Origin of the sequence: Tenuifilum sp. 4138str, from assembly GCF_041102575.1 — a bacterium.
Lineage (GTDB): Bacteria > Bacteroidota > Bacteroidia > Bacteroidales > Tenuifilaceae > Tenuifilum > Tenuifilum osseticum.
The window spans coordinates 267,556-288,905 of sequence record NZ_JBGCUE010000001.1 but is presented as its reverse complement, the minus strand read 5'-3'; the positions used below and the strand labels follow the sequence as shown (position 1 = coordinate 288,905).

Here is a 21,350-nt window from a genome sequence, read left to right as displayed (position 1 = left end):
ATTTTAAATCAACCTAAATATAAGGTTTAGAACGATAAAAAACAAACTATGCATTACCGTAAAAGTATTCGCAAGCGGGTTATGCAATTTTGATGCAAACCGGTAAAAGATGCTAAATACTATGAACGAGAATAAAAACCAACCGATATAGTTATGAAAGGGAGGGGTTTGTAAATCCCACCGCCACATATCGAGCCGGATGGCTACCGGTTCAAGCACCCAGTCAAACAACGTTAGGATGATAGCTGATACCCCCGATTTTAGGATAGGGTTGATACTCCATTTCTGCAACACAAAGGCAACAAGGTATACAAGCATCATCCAGTTAATGGCCATATTCAGGGGTGTTCCAAACACTCCAAAACCCAAAGAACTGCCATACGTGTATTGGCCAAAAATCAGACCCGTGTTAGTTCCAATGGCCTCAACTAAAAAACCCATTAAGCCAATCGATGCCAATGTAATCCAAAACCTAAAACTATGAGGTCTGTGGAATAACATTAGTATCAAAAACGATACTGGAACAAAAATGGAAGTAACCTTAAAGTATTGTGGATTATCTATCTTTATTGAGATACCCACAATGCCAATAAGGTATGCTATGGGGATTATCACCCTAAAATATCCAGCAAGCCGATTCATGCTACAAGGGTTTGAAATAGCTATCAACAATCTTGGCCGAAGCTAGGCAAAGCGGAATTCCTCCGCCTGGGTGAACGCTTCCGCCAACAAAGTAAAGACCTTTAACATTTTTACTTCTGTTTGGATGGCGGTTGAACGCTGCCATTCTGTTATTGGAACTAATTCCATAAAGCGAACCGCGGAACGACCCGGTACGTTTCTCAATCCGAACGGGATCCAAATAGTCCTCGGCTACAATTAAACTAGCCAAATCAATACCTAACATACGTTTAATTTTTACAAGTATTGCCTCGCGGGCTTTGAGCCTTAGTTCATCCCAGTCCTGCCCAGTATTTGGAGGTACATTTATCATCACAAACCAGTTCTCATGCCTATCGGGAGCATCAGCGGCAATACGCTTTGAGGTGATAAAAATGTAAACGGTTGGGTCGTTGAAAATTGAACCTTGCTCCATGGCCTTAAATTCCGAGTAGTAATCGGACGTAAAGAGGATATTATGGACATCGAGCTTAGGGTGTATACCTTTAACCCCAAAGTAAAAGATTAATGCAGATGATGATGGCTGCTGTGCAGCCAATCGGCTGGCTAAAGGGACCTCGTGTAAAAGTGTTTGGTATGCCGTGAAAATATCGGTGTTATTGACCACATAGTTGCTTTCAGCACTACTTCCATTTACCTTAATGCCTACCACTCGGCCATTTCTGATATCAACCTTATCCACATGAGCGTTATATTCAAATTCAACACCCAGGTTTTGGGCAATTTTAACCAGTTCGGTGGTTATGGCATACATCCCTGCTGTAGGAAAGTAAGCTCCAATATTATGCTCAAGGTGGGGTATCATGGTAAGCGTTCCGGGTGCAAGGTATGGGTTTGAACCATTGTATGTGGCATACCTATCAAAGAGTTGGATTGTTCGGTGGTCAGAAAAGTACTTACAGTTTACCTCGTGCATGGTTTCAAACGCCTTGAGTTTTTTAGGATTCATGGCAAGTTTGAGCGATTGCAGGGTAAAAAAGTTCTTTAGCTGAGGGAAAGGACTATAAACAAAAGTATTGGCTGTAAGTTCGTAAAGCTCTCTACTCTCCTTTAGGTAACGCAGCACATCGGTGTGCTTGTCGTTAAACTTTTGGGCAACCTCTTCGGCAAAGCGTTCAGGCTCAGCCCATGCATCAAGGACAGTGCCATCGGGGAAAAAGTACCGAGTAATTAACTCCAACTTTTGGTAGTTGAATGCCGAAGTGTTGGCGCCAGCAATAAGTTCATCCACCAGCTGTGGTAAAGTAAATAACGATGGTCCCGCATCGAACCGGAAACCTGAAAGTCTTAGCTCATTCAATTTACCACCAGCATTAGGTTGCTGTTCAAACACTTTAACCCTATACCCCTTGCGCGCTAATCGGATTGCTGTGGCAATTCCGCCAATTCCCGCCCCTACTGTTGAAACCGTTTGCATACTTTTTAAACAAAATAAGGCATTTCTGGTTAATACTCATGGTAAATTTAATTAAAATTGTATATTTAATGTGTGTTAATGTGTTTTAAATAGCAAATAAGTATTTATGGCAAGGAAAGTTGTAATTGTTGGGACAGGGCTTGGTGGTTTATCAACTGCACTTAGGTTAACAACGCTAGGCTTTGAAGTGGAAATGATTGAAAAGTACCATCAACCCGGAGGCCGTTTAAATAAGCTGCAACACAATGGCTACACCTGGGATATGGCGCCTACTTTCTTTTCCATGAGCTATGAATTTAAGGAACTTATTGATTTTTGTGGAATAGAAAGACCTTTCGACTTTTTTGAGCTCGATCCGCTCTACAAGGTAAATTTTAGCAATTCCAAAAAGTTTTTTACAATACATAAAGATATTCACAAGCTGGCCAGGGAGTTTGAAGGAATTGAAGACGATTTTGCAGAAAAAATGTACCAATACCTGGAAAAAACGGGTAAGCTATTCCACGATGTGGAAAACAGAATTGTACACCGCAACTTTAACAGCTTGCTTTCATACGCATTAGGACTAGCTTCCGTACCGTGGGGGCATGCTCCTCTAATGGTTAAATCGATGTGGGATGAGCTTAACCGAAGGTTTACCAGCTACGAGGTGAAAGTGATTTTCTCATTGGTGGCATTTTTCCTGGGGGCAACACCATTCGATACCCCTGCGGTTTACTCCATTCTTACCTATACTGAGCTGAAGCACGATGGATACCATAATGTTCGCGGTGGTATGTATAAGATTGTTGATGGTATTGTTGATATTCTCTCAAAGCGGGGTGTAAAATTCCACTACAATACCGAGATAGTTGATTTTAAATACACCAACAGAAAACTAACCGGTGTTATTGACCAAAATGGCAACATATGGGGTGCTGACATTTTTGTTGTAAATGCCGATGCAGCATGGTTTAGGGGTGCAATACTTAAGCGTAAAGCCTACAGCGAGAACAAGCTCGATAGAATGAAATGGACTCTTGCCCCTTTTACTGTTTACCTGGGAGTAAAAGGTAAAATTGATGGTTTAAGTGTTCACAACTACTTTTTGGGAACTAACTTTAAGGAATACAGCTCCAAGATTTTTAAGAATCAGGTTAGCTTAGAAAAACCTTACTACTACGTTAATGTCCCATCGAAAGCAAACCCTGAGTTTGCCCCTGATGGAAACGAAAGCCTTTTCATTCTTTGCCCTGTTCCCGACTTACGCTATAAACCCGATTGGACCGATAGCAATGAGTTAGCCCAAAACATCATAGTTGACCTCAGCGAGAGGGTTAATTACGATATTGCCGGAAATGTTGAAACGCAAATTATTTACAACCCTGCGCACTGGCAAAAAATGTTTAACCTGTACAAGGGCAGCGGTCTTGGCCTTGCCCACGATTTAAACCAAATAGCTTACATGCGACCCCACAATACCGATGAAATGTTCAAAAACCTATTCTATGTGGGATCGAGCACCATTCCCGGAACGGGCTTGCCAATGGCAGTTATTAGTTCAAAATTAACAGTTGAGCAAATTGTAAAACGGTATGATGACCGAAAGAATTGAACTATACAATAATGTTTGCCTTGAGTGTAGCAAAATAACAACCAAACGCTACAGCACAAGTTTTTCCTTGGGCACACGCCTTTTTGATAAACCTACCCGCGATGCCATTTATGCCATTTACGGATTTGTTCGTTTTGCCGACGAAATTGTGGACTCATTCCACCCCTACAATAAGGCCGAACTCCTTAATCGCTTTAAAGCCGATACCTACAAAGCAATCGAGGAAGGTATCTCATTAAACCCAATACTACAAAGCTTTCAGCTAGTGGTCAATAAATACAACATTGACCAACACCTGATAGATGCCTTTTTGCAAAGCATGGAAATGGACCTTAACCCAGCTATCTACGATAGGGATAAGATTAGTGAGTATATTTATGGTTCAGCCGAAGTGGTAGGGCTTATGTGCTTAAAAGTTTTTTGCAGGGGCAACCAGCAGAAGTATGAAAAGCTTTACCAACCAGCCCGGAGGCTTGGCGCTGCATTCCAAAAAATCAACTTTCTGCGCGACATGGGCGAGGATTTTAACGATTTGGGTAGGGTTTACTTCCCCAATGTTGATTTCAACAACTTTACACCTGAAAAAAAACTAGAAATTGAAACCGATATCCAATCGGATTTTGATGCTGCCCTTGAAGGAATCAAAGAACTTGAAAGCAATTCCAAGCTAGGTGTTTACGTAGCTTACCGATACTACCTCTCGCTCTTCCATAAGATTAAACGGATTCCTCCTCACAAGCTTCTTGGTAAACGTTACCGTATTAGCAACACAAAAAAGGCATTACTCATGGCAAGCAGCTGGGCAGGAGTTAAAATTGGGCTGATTTAATGTACGCCCACATAAACCATTAGAAACTATCTCGGAAAGTCAAATTTCATGGTGTATTACAAAAAACAATTGATTCAATTAACCCAAATCCGTTATTTGTAAAATCTCTAATGACGGATTTGAGTAAAATTAACCTAAAAACCAATAGTAAGCCCCGCCTAAAGCGGGGCTTAGTATTCAAACCCTTTAATCCGGAACCACAACTTTCTGTACTACCATTTCCGATTGACCACCGTCGCTGGTCATCACTACAATCCCGTACGTGTTTGAACCCTTTAAAGGTGATGTATCAGTAAACTCAAGGATATCGGGTTTTAATCCTTTCAGTTCAACAAAACCTTTATCACCATTAGCTCTGTACACTACAAACCAATAGCTTGTTGCAGTAATACCCGGATATTGCCATTTCAGGGTAACCGATTTACTTTGTCTATCATACTGCGCGGTTAACTGCTTTACGGGCTCACGTTTTCCCGTATCGTATGGGCGAGCCGAAACGGCATTAGCCATTTTTGATACATTTCCTGAACTATCAACACTCGCAATGGTGTAATAGTATGTTGTTTTTGGCACTACCTTAAAATCAACATATTTATTTATGCCCGGTTTAAGGCTATCGATAACAACCCATTGCGAGTCGTTATCAGTTCTACGGTATAATCGTTGAATTGCCACATCGATGCTTGGACTACAATGCCAGTGTAAAGTAACCGATTTTTCAGTAACAGTAACATCATTAATTACAGCGGGAGCAGGAGGATTAGAATCGGGACGTCGGAGTTTGAGGATTGGTGATAGTTCAGAATACTGATACCTGCTATTCACAGCGGCAACCCGGTAAAAAATATTCTTTGATAAAGTGTTAAGCGAAATGGAGTCGATAAATACCGTATCGGGATGTATTAAGCCATTAACGGCAATAAACTCGTGCGAAGGGTCATTTGACCTGTAAATCCTATAGCCAGTAATATTTTTAGAGTTAACGGGTTTCCACGTTAGGGTTACATAACCATTTTTATCGATTTTACCCTTAACATCCTGTGGCGCTTTTGGAGCAGGAGTTTCAGAAAGGGTTGCTAAAATTGGAAGCGAAAAACCCAAATTTCCTGCAGTATCTACAGAGGCTACCATGAAGTATGCCTCAAAATCATCGCCCATATCAACTACATACTCCCGGGTGTTTTTGGAAAGCGGCTTGTTAGTAATAAACCTGTATCCGTTATTGGCATTATCGCTTTGCGAAATAACAAAACCTTTTAAATCGGCAGGTTGCGATTTATAATCCCATGAAAGTTTAATCTTTCCTGAGGCTATTTGAACTGTTTTTTTCAGTATTGGGGCAGCAGGTGGTGTCAGATCGCGGGAGAATGCTTTTATCTCAGCGGGTGCACTTAACTCTCCAAATGGAGTTACACCAACTAAACGGTAGCTGTAAACCTTGTAGTTTACGGTTGCAGTATCGATATAGAGTATATTTTCCGAAGCAACCTGGTTAGCACTTTGAGCATGTACGATTGGCATTTGGTTTTTAGCGTAAAATGTCTTGCCACCATCATCGGAACGATAGAGGTAATACCCAATATACTCAGAGTTAAGGGCATTAGGCCATAGAAGTTGGATAGAACCATCGCCGCTCCGATAGTTGAAACCAACAGGGGAAGTCAAAGCCTTGGCTGGTTGGGTTTCAACCATTATGTATGCTGTATCAAAAGTCATCGCCTTTGTAGCTTCAACCAACATTACCCGATAGATATATCGGCAGTTGGGAATAACCTCTCTATCAACAAACCTTAACCCCAGAGCATTTGCGGTAATCAAATCGTTATCGGCAGCAAAAAGTGCAAATGAGTATCGGTTTGTTAACTCATCGGCGGCATTCCTTAGATTAATCAGACTGTCCGATTTAAGGGGGCTTGGAATAAACGATTTACCATACAATGCCTGGGCGGCTATAGCCGAAAATTTATTGTTTACGCCGGCATATTTCATCCACGCTTCGAGCTGCATGGGCTTTATGGGCTCCTGGGTAATGGGCTTGTAACCATTGCTGGTTATATCTTTTCCCTCCTCCATCATGAATCGTTCCACACGATAACCAACAGTATTGGCAATAAACCATCCTCCTGGTGATGTTGGGGCCCAACGTAGGACTACTGAATCAGATGTTGCACGGGCAATCAGCTTTATGGAGGTATGGTTTGCTCCCGATTTATCAATTTGTTGTGGCAGAACCTTTGCTGGTAACAACAGAATTACTATGGAAATGGAACTAAATATATTTAGAATGGTTCTCATTGCTAGTGATTTTTAAAAGTTGATATTATACTGTAAGTTGCCATATATCTCGCTGTAGTTTTGCGATATTACGCCATAACCCCGATAGCTGTTGTTGGTTATAAAAAAACTTAAACTACCATATTTTTTTAAGCTATAAGTAGCATTCACCCTGAATACCAATTGTGTGCTTTTATTGGTTACCTCAACCCAGTTTACTCCTATACTTGCTGAAGTATTTAACCTATCCTTGAAGAAACGCTTACCAACCGTTTCGCTCAAATGCGTTATTGTGGAGGTGTATAAATCCATCGCGGTTTTATTGTAGAGTAATGTGGTACTTAACGATAATGAACTTGGGAAGGTCAGAATGTGAATCACATTTACCCCACTTGTTTTCACATTATTGAGATTTTGTGTGTATGCGTTTTTATCGGAAGAATTCTGATAGCTGAAGGTAAGCATAACGTTATTATTACCCCCTAATGCCTGGAACGATAATCGAGGAGTAAGCGTGAATGAGTCAAACACATTTGATATGCGTAGGGTATCAATCTTATGCCCTGACTCTATTTGGTTCTTACTGTAGTTTCCGTCAATACCAAACATGCGGGTAATCTGATATGTAGCACTTAGCATTCCGGTAAACCTGCTTGTGGTGGCCATGCGATTATCGCGTAGGTTATTGTAGCGCAACCCAATGCGTGAGCGCAAGATCAATTTATTTCCAAATAGACGCAACCTTGGCGAAAGGGAATACTCCAACAAATCGTTTGGCATTAGAGCATACCCAAGGGTATTAAACCCCGGGCCAACCCATCGGGCACCTAACGATACAGACCAATATGCTGAAGGATTGATATCGAGGCTTAACATACCAGCACCATCGATACGAGATGAGGCATTGGGAGTAAAAAGGAACTCAGGAACATCAACTTTAACATTATCGAGTTTTTCAGAATTAAGGTTTGATGAGTAAGCCGATAAGGCTCCTTCCCCTCTAAGCGTGACATATTCACCGAAACGTATGCCAAAATCAACCGATGTAACAAGATTTTCAGCAGGCATAACTCTGACTGAATCGCTTTTTACCGATGTCGAATCGTCTTTTGCGTGGAATAGGTTAATATTAAAGTATGATTTGGAAAGATTTCCATACCCTAACGATACTGCATAAGCGTTTTGGCTATACACTCCCGGTGCAAAGCTTACCTTATCGGGCTCAATAGCCTGTCGGCTTCGACCATAAACTGCCTTAAACCTGAAACTACCTGGCGTTAACTCAAAACCACCACCCAGCAAACGTAAATCGCCAAAGGTAAGATCGGAGAAACGGGTTGAAAAATAGCCTGCATGCAACGTAAGCCAGTTCGATATCTTTGGGCTTACACCAAACTGATTAAATGGTTGCTGAAATCGGGTTTGACCGGTAGTAAAGTAAAGCTCAAAGGGGAGCTCTACCATATCCCAAAGCATAACGCTAGCCCGAACAATACCGTACTGCATATTTCCTGGCTGGCGGGGATCAATTCCGCTAGAGGAGTAGAAGTTGCTGGTTAGAGTTGCAGATGCTTTAACATCTACTCTCGACTTCTTTGTTTCATCCTGAGCCTGAGATTCCATAAAACAAGTAACCAAACAGGCTGTTATACTAATTTGCAGATACCTTTTCATCATATTCAAGTATTTGCTTTTTAGTAAATAAATGGTTTACTGATGTTAACAGGCTCAGTGTCAATAACCCTACAACCAAAGTAATCGTAATAGAAATTAATTGGGTAGGTTCCCCTGAACATTCGCTGGTAATTCCTATTTACTATGGAATTTAATCTACTTCGTTTTGCTGCATTAAGGGTAACAAGGGGATTCGATAGTGTTGCCATCGCCCGATTCCTGAGGCTCATAAAATCGGCAGGGACAATAATGCCATGGTTATAGGTTAGCTTGAGGTAAGGAGTTGAAGACGACTGGAACAAATTTAAATTTTGCGGTTGCGACGAGGTAAAAAACCCGCTTTGAACAACAGCAGCCGCACCAGTAGCTGATTGTCCAGCGCCACCACTTCCTCCAATTCCAAATGGTTGACCAAGTGAATTCACTGAAACTGGCATGCCTGTATTAAAATCGATGTCAACAAAATTTAAAGAAGGATCGCTCAAATACTGGTTATATCTAATCGGGCCACTCCAGTATCCATTGCTTTTCATCCATTCAATTTCATCGTAAACCAATGGGTTGGCAAACTGGTTATGCCATTGGGAATTGCGCTCCGATGCGTTAATCCTAACAAGCGGGCCAAATCTATTAACAGTTCCTGAAGAAACCCAGGTAATTGGAGTAAAATCAAACTTATCGAAACACTCACTCCCATGGTAATTTGCGGTAAGCCGTTCAAAATTACCATTTACCTCAGCCGATGTTGAAACATGATTAAATGTCGCCAACTTTTGGCTCAGCGTATTAAACCTGCTAGTAGAGAACCATACTGCATAAAGCAACCTCTCACCCGATGTAAGATTTGAATTTTGATTAATAGTTCTCCTAACCAGATTTACCTGGGATCCACCTCTGTTATAGATGCTTGTTTCGCTTACTGATAAAGTCGAGTTTATTCCACCGCTATTTATAAATTGCTGACCTAACTCAAGCATCCGAGCCAGGTTTGGATCGTTTGGAATCTCCTTCCTAATAAACTGAATGTAGTATGATTTACTGTTGATCAGATTAGGAATATCAAAGAGCAAAGTGTTGGTTGAAGCGTTATAAGTAAGCGGCACATCAACTGGTGTTAAAGCAATATCGGTAGGCATAAAACGTGCAATGAATTGCACATCGTAACCCTCACGGGGTTGGAACAAGTAGCTTTGTCCCGATTTTAGCTGAACCCTCCCGGCTCGGCATTCGTCCTGTAAGAAATATTGGTGCCCCATAACCGGGTAGCTGTAGGCAACATTTTGCTCAGTAATTCGGTCGGGTCTAGAGCCTGTTTTGAAGGTTGTTACAACCTGCTGTTTTATTACCTGTCCGTTTTGGTTTGTAGCTGGGCGCCATGCTCCATTAACAAGTTCTTCGCCGTAAACTGAGGCCATCACCTTAAAACTGGTATGTCCTTCAAGCATTTCGAATGGTTTGTAGTATGCAGAAAATCCTTCGGAATCAATGCTTAACCTTCCAGGTATAGAGTCGTTACTGGTAGCTTTAGCAATTTTAAACCTGTCCAGTTTAACTCTAAAGGTTCGTATGCGGGTTTGACCATTATTGGTCATCTCCTTAACCTGGAAAGGTTCATTTAGCTTGAAGTTCAAAGCCAACTGGGCTTCAGTTGAAACATCCACACCATTTTGTCCGCTTACTGGACTTATATCCGAAATCAGATCGATACGAGTCAAGGGATTATCGCCTAGCATTTGGCATTCATCGCCCATACTAAAACGGTAATTGCAATAACCCTTAACGGCACCACCAAGAATGCTGTAATTTCCACCAATAGCCCCTTTCATCCAGGTTGGGTTTGGCAATCCAGCCTCGAGCATGGCTGCAGAGTTCAAACTTAGGATTTCATAATCGCCACTGGTAAACCATACATCAACGTGCATGCCTATTGAAGCGTTAAGGTAGGCATAAACCTGACCAGTTGCATACCAACCGTTAATACCCAGTTCACCACTTCGGCCATCGCATGAAATGCCATTATACTTAAGCATTGCCATATCGTATCCGGCCTGGGCAGCCACATCGCCGTAAAAAATCATATACTGCTGACGCCCTGTGCTAAACCCAGTGCTTGCACCTAATGCAATACCATTCCCCGTTTCAATCATGGGGCTCCGACTTTGAGAATAACCCGGAAATGCTTGCTGTATTTCAACTGGTAATGCGGGTGGTGGCGGTAGTTGCTGACCCACCATTAGGTAAGCATCGCTCCTAAGCCAGTCGGCAAAGGTTAATCGCATACGATTATTGGGTTCTCCGAACTTAACATACCATAAATCGGGTGCAAAGTGCATAACCATTTGCCCTGACCCCGTAAGGGGTTGGTAATTTACATTTGCGTTAAAAACACCATGAAGGGTTTGTTCAGGAACGCTATAGGTGATATCGGCATCGGCAAGAATTTTGGCTTTGTTCCTCTCATTGATACTGCAAAGCATGTATCCATTCCCAAGCAGGGAAACAGTACCCAAACCACCGCCGCTCTGGAACTGTGCCTGCAAGGTAAAATCGCCGTTAAAGGTTTCGGCTGAGGGGTGTGTTCCCATTACAACCTGCGCCGATAACCCTAACGAAGCTGAGTTATCAGGAACATAGGTGAATCCTGAGTTGGTTTTTAAAGGATTTTTACTGCTATCGGGTGCAGCAGCCTGTTCGGCCAGGTTTGTTGTGCCGGAACGGCGCATCTTATACCAAGCTCCTCCGCCAAAACCATATACAGCAAAATTTGAAAATACTGGCAGTCCTGTAGGCAATATGGTTTTGGCATCGATATACCAGTATCTAAAATTGTTAACCATTCCAAACTGGGCAGTTGCCGAGGCCGTTATTTTATCGATAAAGCTTGCTGTTACAACCCCTCGGTAACCATCGCCATAGGTGGCATCGGATTGGAAAAGGTTCAAACCCCCACGCACTTTAACAGCACCCAAATCGGCGTTTACGCCAATTGAATCGAGTTCAACCCCATCAAAAACAAAGCGCTGCCGCCCTTGTTCATTTAGCAACTTACTCCACAAAGTTAAAGTTGTAGTGCCATTCACCGCATTACTTCCTGGTTGTAAACCAATATTCAGGATGAAACGAATTCCTGGTCCAAAAGCACCATCGCTAAAACGAGTTACTGAACTTACGCCATCAATATTAACTGGGAATCCGGCCAAGGAGTGCTGTGGGCTTGCAAAATCCCAATTACCATTCTCAACGTATGGTTCAGTTGTTTTAAACTTAAGCCCCTCAACCTTTATACCCTTAAAATCTAATTTCGACAAAATATCATTAGAACCCTCAAACGATAAAGTCGCATTGATATTGGCCTCGGCTTTAACATCTTTTTTATCGTAGGTTACCTTGATTGAAGTTGCTGGTTCAATTTTCATTTTGGTCGGAAGCCATGATATGGGTATTTCCCGCTCATAACCATGTTCAGTGTTTACAACTAACTCGAGATTATAGTCTTTACTAATGGTGTTATTGTCCTGGTTCACGCTACGGTTGTAGAGTCCATTGTAAACAAACAGGGTGTCGGTAAACGAGGTTTTAATCCTACCCCTCATTCGCCAATTTATAGGAGTGTTATTAATCATCTCCGCCTTGAGAGTATCAATACTTCCTCCCCACCCCCCAAAGTCACCATCAAATTCCTGGAAAAGATTCTCAGCATATAGCTTGCCTGTAACACCATTACGGTCGATAATCAGGTTTGAAACCTGTATTTTAGGATTTGCATCGTCAAATGTTTTTAAATTATCGGGAAGTGTAACCTCGGCATTCTTAATGTAAAAACCTTTCCAAGTATTTGTCTTATCGCCCGTATAGCCTGTAGGGAATGAAATGCTTTCAGGATTTCGGATGGTTGTATAATCGAACACCATGCTATTTACCTTCATCTTAAATCCGGGTAGTTGAGTAAACTCGCACTCATCCATATTCGCGTTTAGTATCCACCCCCATGAATTTCCGTTCTTTTCTGCCCTCCCGGCAAAGTAAGCTTTTACGTTTCGCAACGAGTCGTCGGTGTTGGCCATCTTTAACCAGGTTTTGGGGAACTCAACCTCTGCCTTTACCTCAATGTGATGTAAACCTTTACAGTCCCATTTTGCATAGGTTCCTGAATCGGTAGGGGTTGGCGATTTGAATAGGAAACTCCAACTTTCACCCGATTGATAACCAAAGTCGCGTACAAGGTAAAGCTCGGCACGTTTCATGCCGGCAAGTCCATCCTTGTGGAAACAAAGGTTTTTAGCACCAAAACCAAAACCCACATCAGGCCCCAACGATGGAAGTTCTACCCAGGTGGCAGCATTTAACACTGCCTGGGTTGGTGTAAATTTCATTGCTATAATGGCTACAATCGATTTGTACCCATCAAAATCGCGGTCAAGTCCAAGCGGAAGGCTAACGGGGTTTGTATTTACAAGGGCACTAACCAGTCGCCCAGCGCTTGCTGAAAGGTTGTAAGTACTTTGCAACAAATTATCGCTCCAACCAAGAACTTTTCCTTCAAAGTCATTTCCATCGGCTTTTGAGTAAGGTGCTGCAGGATCTATTTTAGCAAACACCTCGCCTTGGTATACCTTATTATCGCTATTAACTTTAATATTTGAAAACTCAACTAGAATTGGAGCTCTTAGGTATGGAACTTCGATTGAACCCTCACCTGTAAGCGAAGCGGGGGTGCCGCTTACACTAATCAATTTCATGGTGAAATTCCCAATGGTAACCGTGCTATCCTTAGCAAGTGTTTGCGTGCCAGGCGTAGTATTGGTAGGTGCTTCGGCAAAGCAATTGCCAGGGCAAGTGTTCTCATCCTTTGCCGATGTTTTAATCTGAAATACGCCTTGATTCGATATTACTGAATCGGCTTTGCACTTGCAACCATCGGTTCTAATTGAATCTTTGTTGTAGTTCAACCGGAAGTTCCATGTGTAGTAAGTATTATCATCACCCTTGAACTCCTTAGAATTTGAGTCGCCATTCACAAAAGGTAAATCCCAACGGGTATAGCCGTTCAAGTCGGTTGAAAGCTCAACTATTTTGCTGCTCTCATTGCCTGTAAAGCTTTCATCAAAAACGGGCTTCTCCTTTTTGGCATCAGCAATGCTTTGCGATTCTGATGTCATTTTCCATACTCTCAACCGTCCGCCTGTAACATAATTCTTTTTGATGCCAGGTTTAATATTTACTGCAAAAGTTGGCTTGTCGCCTTCAGTCCATGTTCCATTATTTGTTGGCCTATCAACATTCATAGCAAAACACGATGTTAAGCTATCGGCAACCAACCTAAAACTTTCAGGCTGTGATGTATAGTAAGCATCGTCAATTGGGTCAAGGAACTTTACTCGCCAGTAATACTTCCCTGTATCCGATAGCTGGCTAATCCTGTGGTTTACTCTTTGGTAAAATTCTGAACAATCGCTGCCTGTTGAATAGTGACCCGTTGTTGGAAGTGTAATACTGGATTGGTAAACTAACGAATCGAACGATTGCTTTTTTGATACTTCAAACATAATTTTTGCTGTAGCCCTAGTTGTGGCATAAGCACCGTTGAAAAATGGAACGTTAAAAAGGGTGTAATTTGGATAGTTAAGTTGCTGAGGTTTATCAACCTCAAAAGATAGCTCTACACCTTTGCCAATTTCCATTAAAGTATCGGCCGCTGGTTTTAAGTTCTTTGCCTTCCCTAAGCCTACTGTAAAAGATGTTTCCCTTGAATGAACGGTTGTGGTTTTACCGTCGGCGGTTGTAATTGTTGCATCAACCTTCCAGTAATATTTTTTCCCTTGCTTTAAAGCAGCCATGAATGGTGCAATAGCACCACCTGAATAGTTACACACAACCACTCCTGCCAATTCGGGAGTAATAGGGCTTTCGAACTGTTGCGATGAATAAGACATAACCTTGGGGTACGAGTACGTTGTGGATGAACCATCTTCCCTGAGAGTTAGCTGAAGGGCAACCTGGGTAACGTTTGTACCAAACGGAGATATGTTTGCAACAAGCTGAGGGTGTGCCCAAGGCAAAGTATCGCCATCAATAGGATAAATGTTATCAATAGTAAACCCTTGCTCATCGCTTTCTATCCTAAAAGTGGCAACCTCACTCCTACCCTGGTTCCCTCCTATTGGTTTACCATACGTGTCGAATGCCTGCACTATCAAGGCGTACTGTGTTACCTGCGGGTAAAAATCAAAAGGTAAATCTCCCGGAATTGCCTGATAAAAGGTTGTTGCAATATCGTTCTTTTCAAAAAGAACAGGATTAACTTCAATTGCTGTTCGGGGAGTTTGCCCTTTAAATACCGGGCAAACTTTAATTTTATATCGAGGCTGAACAGACCGAGGGTTATAGTTTGTAACCGGCATCCAGCGGAAAATAGGAATAGTGGTCGATAAAATCTCATTATCCGATGGTGAAATAATTGTGGGAGGTTCAGGAATTTGTGTGATAATACTCATACAGTATTCACCCCCAATGGTAATGTTGTTGCCACGGTAATCGTATATACTAACACATAATTGATAGTTCCCTTCGGGTAAAGCATTAGTGTTGAGAGCAACCTGCTCAATGCTCTTATCGTACTCAATGGCATTCATGTTGAGTACCTGTGGCCCATTAAGTACTAAAACCGATGGCGGTTTCAAAATGGTAAACCTTGGCAAATACCTGCTGCCTGTTTTTGTACTAGCTATCACCTTCCCTTTTTCATTGGTTAAGGTAAAACCAGCGGTACAATTGGGATACTCATCGTTGCCCATGTTTGTTATTACCAGCTGGAAAATGGAAGGGTCATTTACCCATTCGCTGATCTCCGATGGAATTGGATTACGGAGAATCATCTTTACATCAACCTGTGAATTTGAGTAATAACTCGCTAATACCAATAGCCCACAGATTGTTAATTTAATGAAGCTTTTCATCTGCTGAGATACTTAGGTTATTTTTTTATTTATTTAGATAAATTGTAAATAACTGTTTAACAATCCTTTTCAATTTTATAAAGTAAATTTAAACAAAAGTGAAATATGAGTCAAGTTGAAAATTTTTTAAACATTTTTTTGGTTAATCCTTTTAGATAAAAATTAGTCATAAATTTCAGAAATAAATAAACGGAAATGAGAAGAAAAATTTTTACATACCATCAACTTTTGCTTGTATTACTTACAGTGGCAAGCATATCGTGCAGTAAATCGGATAAGGGAAAAAAGCCTAGCGATGGTCGCAGCCGGCAGGCAATAGTAGTTGATGGAATTATAGTTGGATACTCTGAATATGAAAGGACTATCACGGTTCCTGGCACCATTCTCCCAAACGAGTGGGTTGAGCTACGCTCCGAAATGGCAGGAAAAATTGTTGAGCTAAACATAGCTGAGGGAGCAATGGTACGCAAAGGGCAACTACTTGCACGGATTAACGATGCCGATATTAAAGCGCTACTCCAACGAAGGGTAATTGAGGAGAAGCTTGCCGCCGACGATGAGCAACGCAAAAAGCGCATGCTCGAGATAAATGCCATAAGTGTTCAGGAGTATGAAACATCGCTTAATAAGCTTGAAGCCATCAGGGCCGATATAGCCCAATCGAAAGCGATGTTGGAAAAAGCTGAAGTGCGTGCTCCCTTCGAAGGACGAATAGGCTTGCGCTACGTTAGTCCGGGTGCATTTGTATCGGTAAACACAACCATTGCCACACTGGTTCAGGATAACCCTTTGAAGTTGGAATTTGCCATACCGGAGCGTTACGCCAGTTTAGTATCCAATAACATGGAGGTAAAGTTTACAGCCGGTGATGGACAAACACAATACCCTGCAAAGGTTTACGCTACCGATGCCCAAATAGACCCTGAAACACGCTCGCTTAAGGTTAGGGCAATTGCCGAAAACAAGAGTAATCAGATAATACCTGGCTCCTACGTCAGAGCAACCCTGGTTTTTGAGAAAAGTCCTCGTTCAATACTTATACCGCCTAGGGCAATTGTTCCCGACATGGATATCCAAAATGTTTTTATATACTCCCAGGGTAAAGCTAAGCGTGTTCAGGTAAGGTTGGGTGAACGGACGGGTACTACGGTTGAGGTAATTGATGGCTTAAATGCCGGCGATAGCTTAATAATATCGGGTTTGACCTCTGTGCGAGACGGTATGCCTGTTAGCATTAACATCAAGCAAAACTAAAAGTTTTAACTAAACAAGGTTACCAAAGTGAACATCTCAACAGTAAGCATAAATAGGCCAGTTCTGGCATCGGTGGTTTCAATAGTAATTATTCTTTTTGGTGTAATCGGCTTTACTTACCTCGGTGTTAGGGAATACCCCAGTGTAGACCCGCCCGTGGTTACGGTTTCCACATCGTATGTTGGGGCTAACTCAGCAGTTATTGAGGCACAAATCACTGAGCCTCTTGAGGCTCAAATAAATGGGATTGACGGTATAAAAAGCATTACTTCATCAAGTTCCGATGGTCGTAGTAGTATCACCGTTGAGTTTGAACTGGGGATTGATATGGATAATGCCGCCAACGATGTGCGCGACCGTGTTTCGCGTGCCATTCGTAACCTTCCCCCCGACGCTGACCCACCCATTATAAGCAAAGCTGACGCCAATGCGGAAACCATTCTGACCGTTACGGTTCAAAGTACCAAACGCGATTTACTTGAACTAACTGACATTGCCAATAATGTGGTTAAGGAACGATTGCAAACCATTCAGGGCGTCAGTCTGGTAAATATATGGGGCGAAAAACGCTACGCCATGCGATTATACCTCGACCCGAAAAAGCTGGCTGCGTTCAATGTAACACCTTCCGATATTCGCAATGCGCTTTCGCGCGAGAACGTTGAACTTCCTACCGGTATGATTGAGGGTTACCAAACCACTCTTTCAATCCGAACCCTCGGTCGACTCGAAACACCCGAGGAGTTTAACAACCTGATCATTAAATACACCAATAACGTGCCCGTTAGGGTTAAGGATGTAGGCAAAGCCGATTATGCCCCAGAGAATGAACGAACGCTACTCCGTGGTAATGGGCTGATCCCTATGGTTGGCGTTGCGCTAACCCCACAGCCCGGTGCAAACTACATCAACATTGCCGATGAGGCTTACAAGCGTGTTGAGCAGCTCCGTAAGGAATTGCCCGAGGATATCACCCTAAATTACGCTTACGATTCAACAATAAATATCCGCAAGGCAATTTCTGAGGTTGAGGAAACCATTCTTCTGGCGTTCATGCTCGTTGTTCTTGTTATTTTTATTTTTCTGCGAAACTGGCGCACTACCTTAATTCCAATTATTGCCATTCCCATTTCGTTAATAGGAACCTTTTTTGTGATGTACCTTTTTGGCTTTACCATAAATATTCTAACTCTATTAGGTGTAGTTCTTGCCACTGGTATTGTAGTTGACGATGCCATTGTTGTTATGGAGAACATCTACTCCAAAATTGAGCATGGCATGGATAACTATAAAGCTGGATACACTGGTAGTAAGGAGATTTTCTTTGCCATTATCTCCACAACTATCACTCTAGTTGCGGTATTCATGCCAATTGTATTTCTACAAGGCATCACAGGTCGTCTTTTCCGCGAGTTTGGAGTAGTTGTGGCAGCCGCTGTAGTAATTTCGTCAATTGTATCGCTTACTCTTACCCCAATGATGAGTACTCGCCTTTTGACCAGAACGCAAAAGGAAGGAAAAATGATGGCTGCCATTGGCCAGGGGATCAGCTGGCTATCGGAGTATTACGGAAGATCGTTACAATCATTTATAAACCGCAGGTGGTTGGCATTTGTGGTTATGGGCATCTCACTATTCATTATTTTTATTATAGGCAGCCGTATTCCTTCGGAGTTAGCTCCAATGGAGGACAAAGGCAGACTGTTGATAAATGTTACTGCACCTGAGGGTACTTCGTTTGAAGCTATCGACGAGTACATTTACGATATCGCCTCGTATGTTGATACAATCCCTGAGAAAAAGGCCATGATAGCTCTATCGGCTCCCGGTTGGGGAGGTGGTACAAATAGAGGATTTGTTCGGCTACTGCTTACTCAGCCCAATGAACGTGAACGTTCACAGGCGCAGCTTGCCGATCAAATATCATCATACGTCCGCTCTAAAACTTTTGCCCAATCGTATGTAATACAGGATCAAACTATTAGAACAGGAAGAGGAGGTGGTTTACCGGTTCAGTTTGTGGTGCAGGCACCAAACTTTGAAAAGCTAAAGCAGGTTGTACCCGAATTTTTAGCCCGGGCACAGGCCGATGAACGCTTCCAGGTGGTTGATGTCAACCTTAAGTTTAATAAACCTGAGCTTGTTGTTGAAATTGACCGCGATAAGGCAAGGGCCTCAGGTGTTACCGTAAGGGATATTGCCGATGCCCTTCAGCTTTACTTCAGCGGACAGCGCTACGGTTTCTTTATTCGGAATGGGAAGCAATACTACGTAATAGGCCAAGCCGACAGGCCATTCCGCGATGATCCCGATGACTTAAAAAACATATACGTGCGGAGCACAAAGGGGAACCTTGTCGATTTAGGTTCGCTAATCAGAACCAGCGAGCAGAGTATTCCTCCACAGCGCTACAGGTACAACCGTTACATTTCGGCAACATTCAGCGCATCGCCGGCACCTGGTTATACATTAGGGCAAGGCATTGATGCCATGCGTGAGATTTCCAAGGAAGTACTCGACGATAGTTTCTCCACTACTTTAACCGGCATCTCGCAGCAGTTTGAGGAAAGCTCCAACAGCCTATACTTTGCGTTTCTTCTTGCGCTAATTCTTGTTTACCTGGTTTTGGCAGCACAGTTCGAAAGTTTTCGTGACCCACTTATCATTATGTTTACAGTTCCACTCGCTTTGGCTGGGGCAGTTCTGTCGTTGTGGATGTTAGGACACACCCTTAACATTTTCAGCCAGATTGGAATAATTGTGCTGGTTGGAATTGTTACCAAAAATGGTATTCTGATTGTTGAATTCGCCAACCAGAAAAAGATTGCGGGCATGAATAAATTTGAAGCAGTTACGTTTGCCGCTAAGCAGAGGCTACGTCCCATTCTTATGACCAGCCTTGCCACCATTTTCGGAACATTGCCCATTGCCTTGGCATTAGGAGCCGCATCAACAAGCCGCATCCCAATGGGGGTTACCATTATTGGAGGATTACTCTTTGCTCTTATTCTAACGCTATACGTAATACCAGCACTTTACACCTATGTTTCAACAAAAAAACCAAATGTTATCCGCCATGATGAGGAGTAAAACAAAAAATAGATTACAGACTATATCGATATTGCTTTTGTTTATTACAAGCTCATTTTCAGCCTCACATGCACAATCAGCTGATACACTCAAAATTTCCGATGCCATTAAGATTGGGTTGGAGAACAACTTCTCCCTTAGAATAGCCCGAAACGAGGAACTAGTAGCTCGAACCAACAACACCTTAGGGGCAGCAGGATTCCTTCCTAAAGTAGATATTAGTTCTTCGGCCAGCGGAAGCAACTACAATATTCGCCAGGAACTGGCAACCGGCGAGGTTAACGAAACAAAAAACTATCAAACCACTTCAGTTTATGGAGGGGTTCAACTTTCCTGGACAGTCTTTGATGGTTTTGCCATGTTTGCCAACCGCCAGCGACTAAGCACACTGGAGGGAATAAACAGCATCGCTTATCAGCTTAAGGTTGAGGATGTGGTATCGGATATTATTGTTAACTACTATACCCTTTCGGCCGAAAAGCAGCTGCTCGATATTTATAAAGAGATTTTGCGCCTCTCAGCCGATAGGCTTAATATTGCCCGCGAAAAAGCAGCCATTGGTACCAGTTACCTGCTTGCCGTTATGCAAGCTGAGGTTGATTACAGAACCGATTCAACTCAAGTGTTAAGGCAAATTAACAGGATTAAAGACCTTACCATTACCCTGAACAAGCTGCTTGGGCGCGATCCATCTATTCAATTTGAAATTGAAAGTAAAATCCCTGAAGTAAAGCTTTACAATCAGGATTCAGTAATTACCATGCTCAAAAGCAACAACAAGGAGTTGCTTATTTCACGGTTAAATTTACGTTTAAAGCAAATTGCCATTAAGGAAGCTCAAGCCTCACGATATCCTCGTCTTACTCTCTCATCCGCTTATAATTTTAGTCAAAGCAACACACCTGATGGGTCAACCACCCTTTCCCGGAACATAGGACCTTCGTACGGAGTTACACTTGGCATTCCACTATTCAATGGGTTCAATGTAAACAGGAACATTGCCAATGCTCGCATCTACATGGAGAATCAGCAATTTAATCTACAGGCGTTGGAGAATGATTTAACTGCCGAAGCCGTAAGGCTTACAAACAATCTGCTGCTGGCAACAAACCTGGTAGAGATTGAAAAAAAATCGGCACTACTGGCAAAGCAAAACTCCGATATCTCCATTGAGAAGTATCGTGTTGGGCTAATAAGTGACCTTGAACTACGCGACGCCCAAATCCGTTACCTTAATGCTGAGTTTAGGTATCAAAATGCCTTAATACAAGCCAAATCGGCTGAAATTGCAATTCAGGTCCTAATAGGGAATTTGCAGATGCCCTAATGGTTGTATAGGTTTGGATCGCGAAACGAGAATATTTCTCTTGCAATCTCGAGTCTTACCCGGGCCTCCTCGTTATTAGGGTTAATCTCTAATGCTTTAGCGTAGTACGAAATGGCCTTTGCTTCCTCTCCTTTTCTGGAATACAAGCGGCCCCAGCTATACAAAACGATATCGTCAGCTTGATCCAGTGTTAAAAGTAACTCCTCGGCCTCAGCAAGCCTTCCTTCCTGAAGCAAATCCTCAAACTCTTTCAT

Annotated in this window: 11 protein-coding genes; 5 read left to right on the top strand and 6 right to left on the bottom strand. The window is 42.4% G+C overall.

Annotation, left to right across the window (positions count from 1 at the left end; all coding sequences use genetic code 11):
• Nucleotides 1-3 precede the first annotated feature (3 nt).
• Both AB6811_RS01180 and crtD read right to left on the bottom strand, forming a co-directional pair.
• The gene (locus AB6811_RS01180; protein WP_369488370.1) at nt 4-642 is read right to left on the bottom strand and encodes a carotenoid biosynthesis protein; all 639 of its coding nucleotides are present in this window, start codon (nt 640-642) and stop codon (nt 4-6) included.
• Nucleotide 643: 1 nt separating this feature from the next.
• Complete coding sequence (gene crtD / locus AB6811_RS01175) at nt 644-2,098, bottom strand: 1-hydroxycarotenoid 3,4-desaturase CrtD (protein ID WP_369488369.1); 1,455 nt, start codon at nt 2,096-2,098, stop codon at nt 644-646.
• A gap of 106 nt (nt 2,099-2,204) precedes the next feature.
• Here crtD and AB6811_RS01170 point away from each other — a divergent pair, with 106 nt between their 5' ends.
• Nucleotides 2,205-3,692: a phytoene desaturase family protein gene (locus AB6811_RS01170; RefSeq protein ID WP_369488368.1), complete on the top strand. Its 1,488-nt coding sequence runs from the start codon at nt 2,205-2,207 to the stop codon at nt 3,690-3,692.
• Nucleotides 3,673-4,521 (top strand): phytoene/squalene synthase family protein, encoded by an 849-nt coding sequence (locus AB6811_RS01165; protein ID WP_369488367.1) that lies wholly within the window; start codon nt 3,673-3,675, stop codon nt 4,519-4,521. The genes AB6811_RS01170 and AB6811_RS01165 overlap by 20 nt, the downstream gene beginning before the upstream one ends.
• Nucleotides 4,522-4,707: 186 nt before the next feature.
• Here AB6811_RS01165 and AB6811_RS01160 read toward each other — a convergent pair whose 3' ends face one another.
• The 3 genes from AB6811_RS01160 to AB6811_RS01150 are packed head-to-tail and all read right to left on the bottom strand — an operon-like array spanning nt 4,708 to nt 15,425.
• Nucleotides 4,708-6,816: a fibronectin type III domain-containing protein gene (locus tag AB6811_RS01160; protein WP_369488366.1), complete on the bottom strand. Its 2,109-nt coding sequence runs from the start codon at nt 6,814-6,816 to the stop codon at nt 4,708-4,710.
• A gap of 12 nt (nt 6,817-6,828) precedes the next feature.
• Nucleotides 6,829-8,469 carry a hypothetical protein gene (locus tag AB6811_RS01155; RefSeq protein WP_369488365.1) on the bottom strand — a complete coding sequence of 547 codons (1,641 nt, stop codon included), beginning with the start codon at nt 8,467-8,469 and terminating at the stop codon, nt 6,829-6,831.
• Nucleotides 8,470-8,489: 20 nt separating this feature from the next.
• Nucleotides 8,490-15,425 carry a hypothetical protein gene (locus AB6811_RS01150; protein WP_369488364.1) on the bottom strand — a complete coding sequence of 2,312 codons (6,936 nt, stop codon included), beginning with the start codon at nt 15,423-15,425 and terminating at the stop codon, nt 8,490-8,492.
• Nucleotides 15,426-15,620: 195 nt separating this feature from the next.
• Between AB6811_RS01150 and AB6811_RS01145 the strand changes: the two genes are divergently transcribed.
• From AB6811_RS01145 to AB6811_RS01135, 3 genes are read left to right on the top strand one after another with little or no spacing between them, the layout of a single operon-like run.
• Nucleotides 15,621-16,679, top strand: a complete 1,059-nt coding sequence (locus AB6811_RS01145) for an efflux RND transporter periplasmic adaptor subunit (RefSeq protein WP_369488363.1) — start codon at nt 15,621-15,623, stop codon at nt 16,677-16,679.
• A 27-nt stretch (nt 16,680-16,706) separates the two neighbouring features.
• Entirely contained in the window at nt 16,707-19,769 is a 3,063-nt protein-coding gene (locus AB6811_RS01140) for an efflux RND transporter permease subunit (RefSeq protein ID WP_369488362.1), read from the top strand.
• Entirely contained in the window at nt 19,756-21,096 is a 1,341-nt protein-coding gene (locus tag AB6811_RS01135; RefSeq protein ID WP_369488361.1) for a TolC family protein, read from the top strand. Before AB6811_RS01140 ends, AB6811_RS01135 begins: the two co-directional genes overlap by 14 nt.
• Here AB6811_RS01135 and AB6811_RS01130 read toward each other — a convergent pair.
• Nucleotides 21,093-21,350: a tetratricopeptide repeat protein gene (locus AB6811_RS01130; protein ID WP_369488360.1), complete on the bottom strand. Its 258-nt coding sequence runs from the start codon at nt 21,348-21,350 to the stop codon at nt 21,093-21,095. The two genes, AB6811_RS01135 and AB6811_RS01130, sit on opposite strands and share 4 nt — an antisense overlap.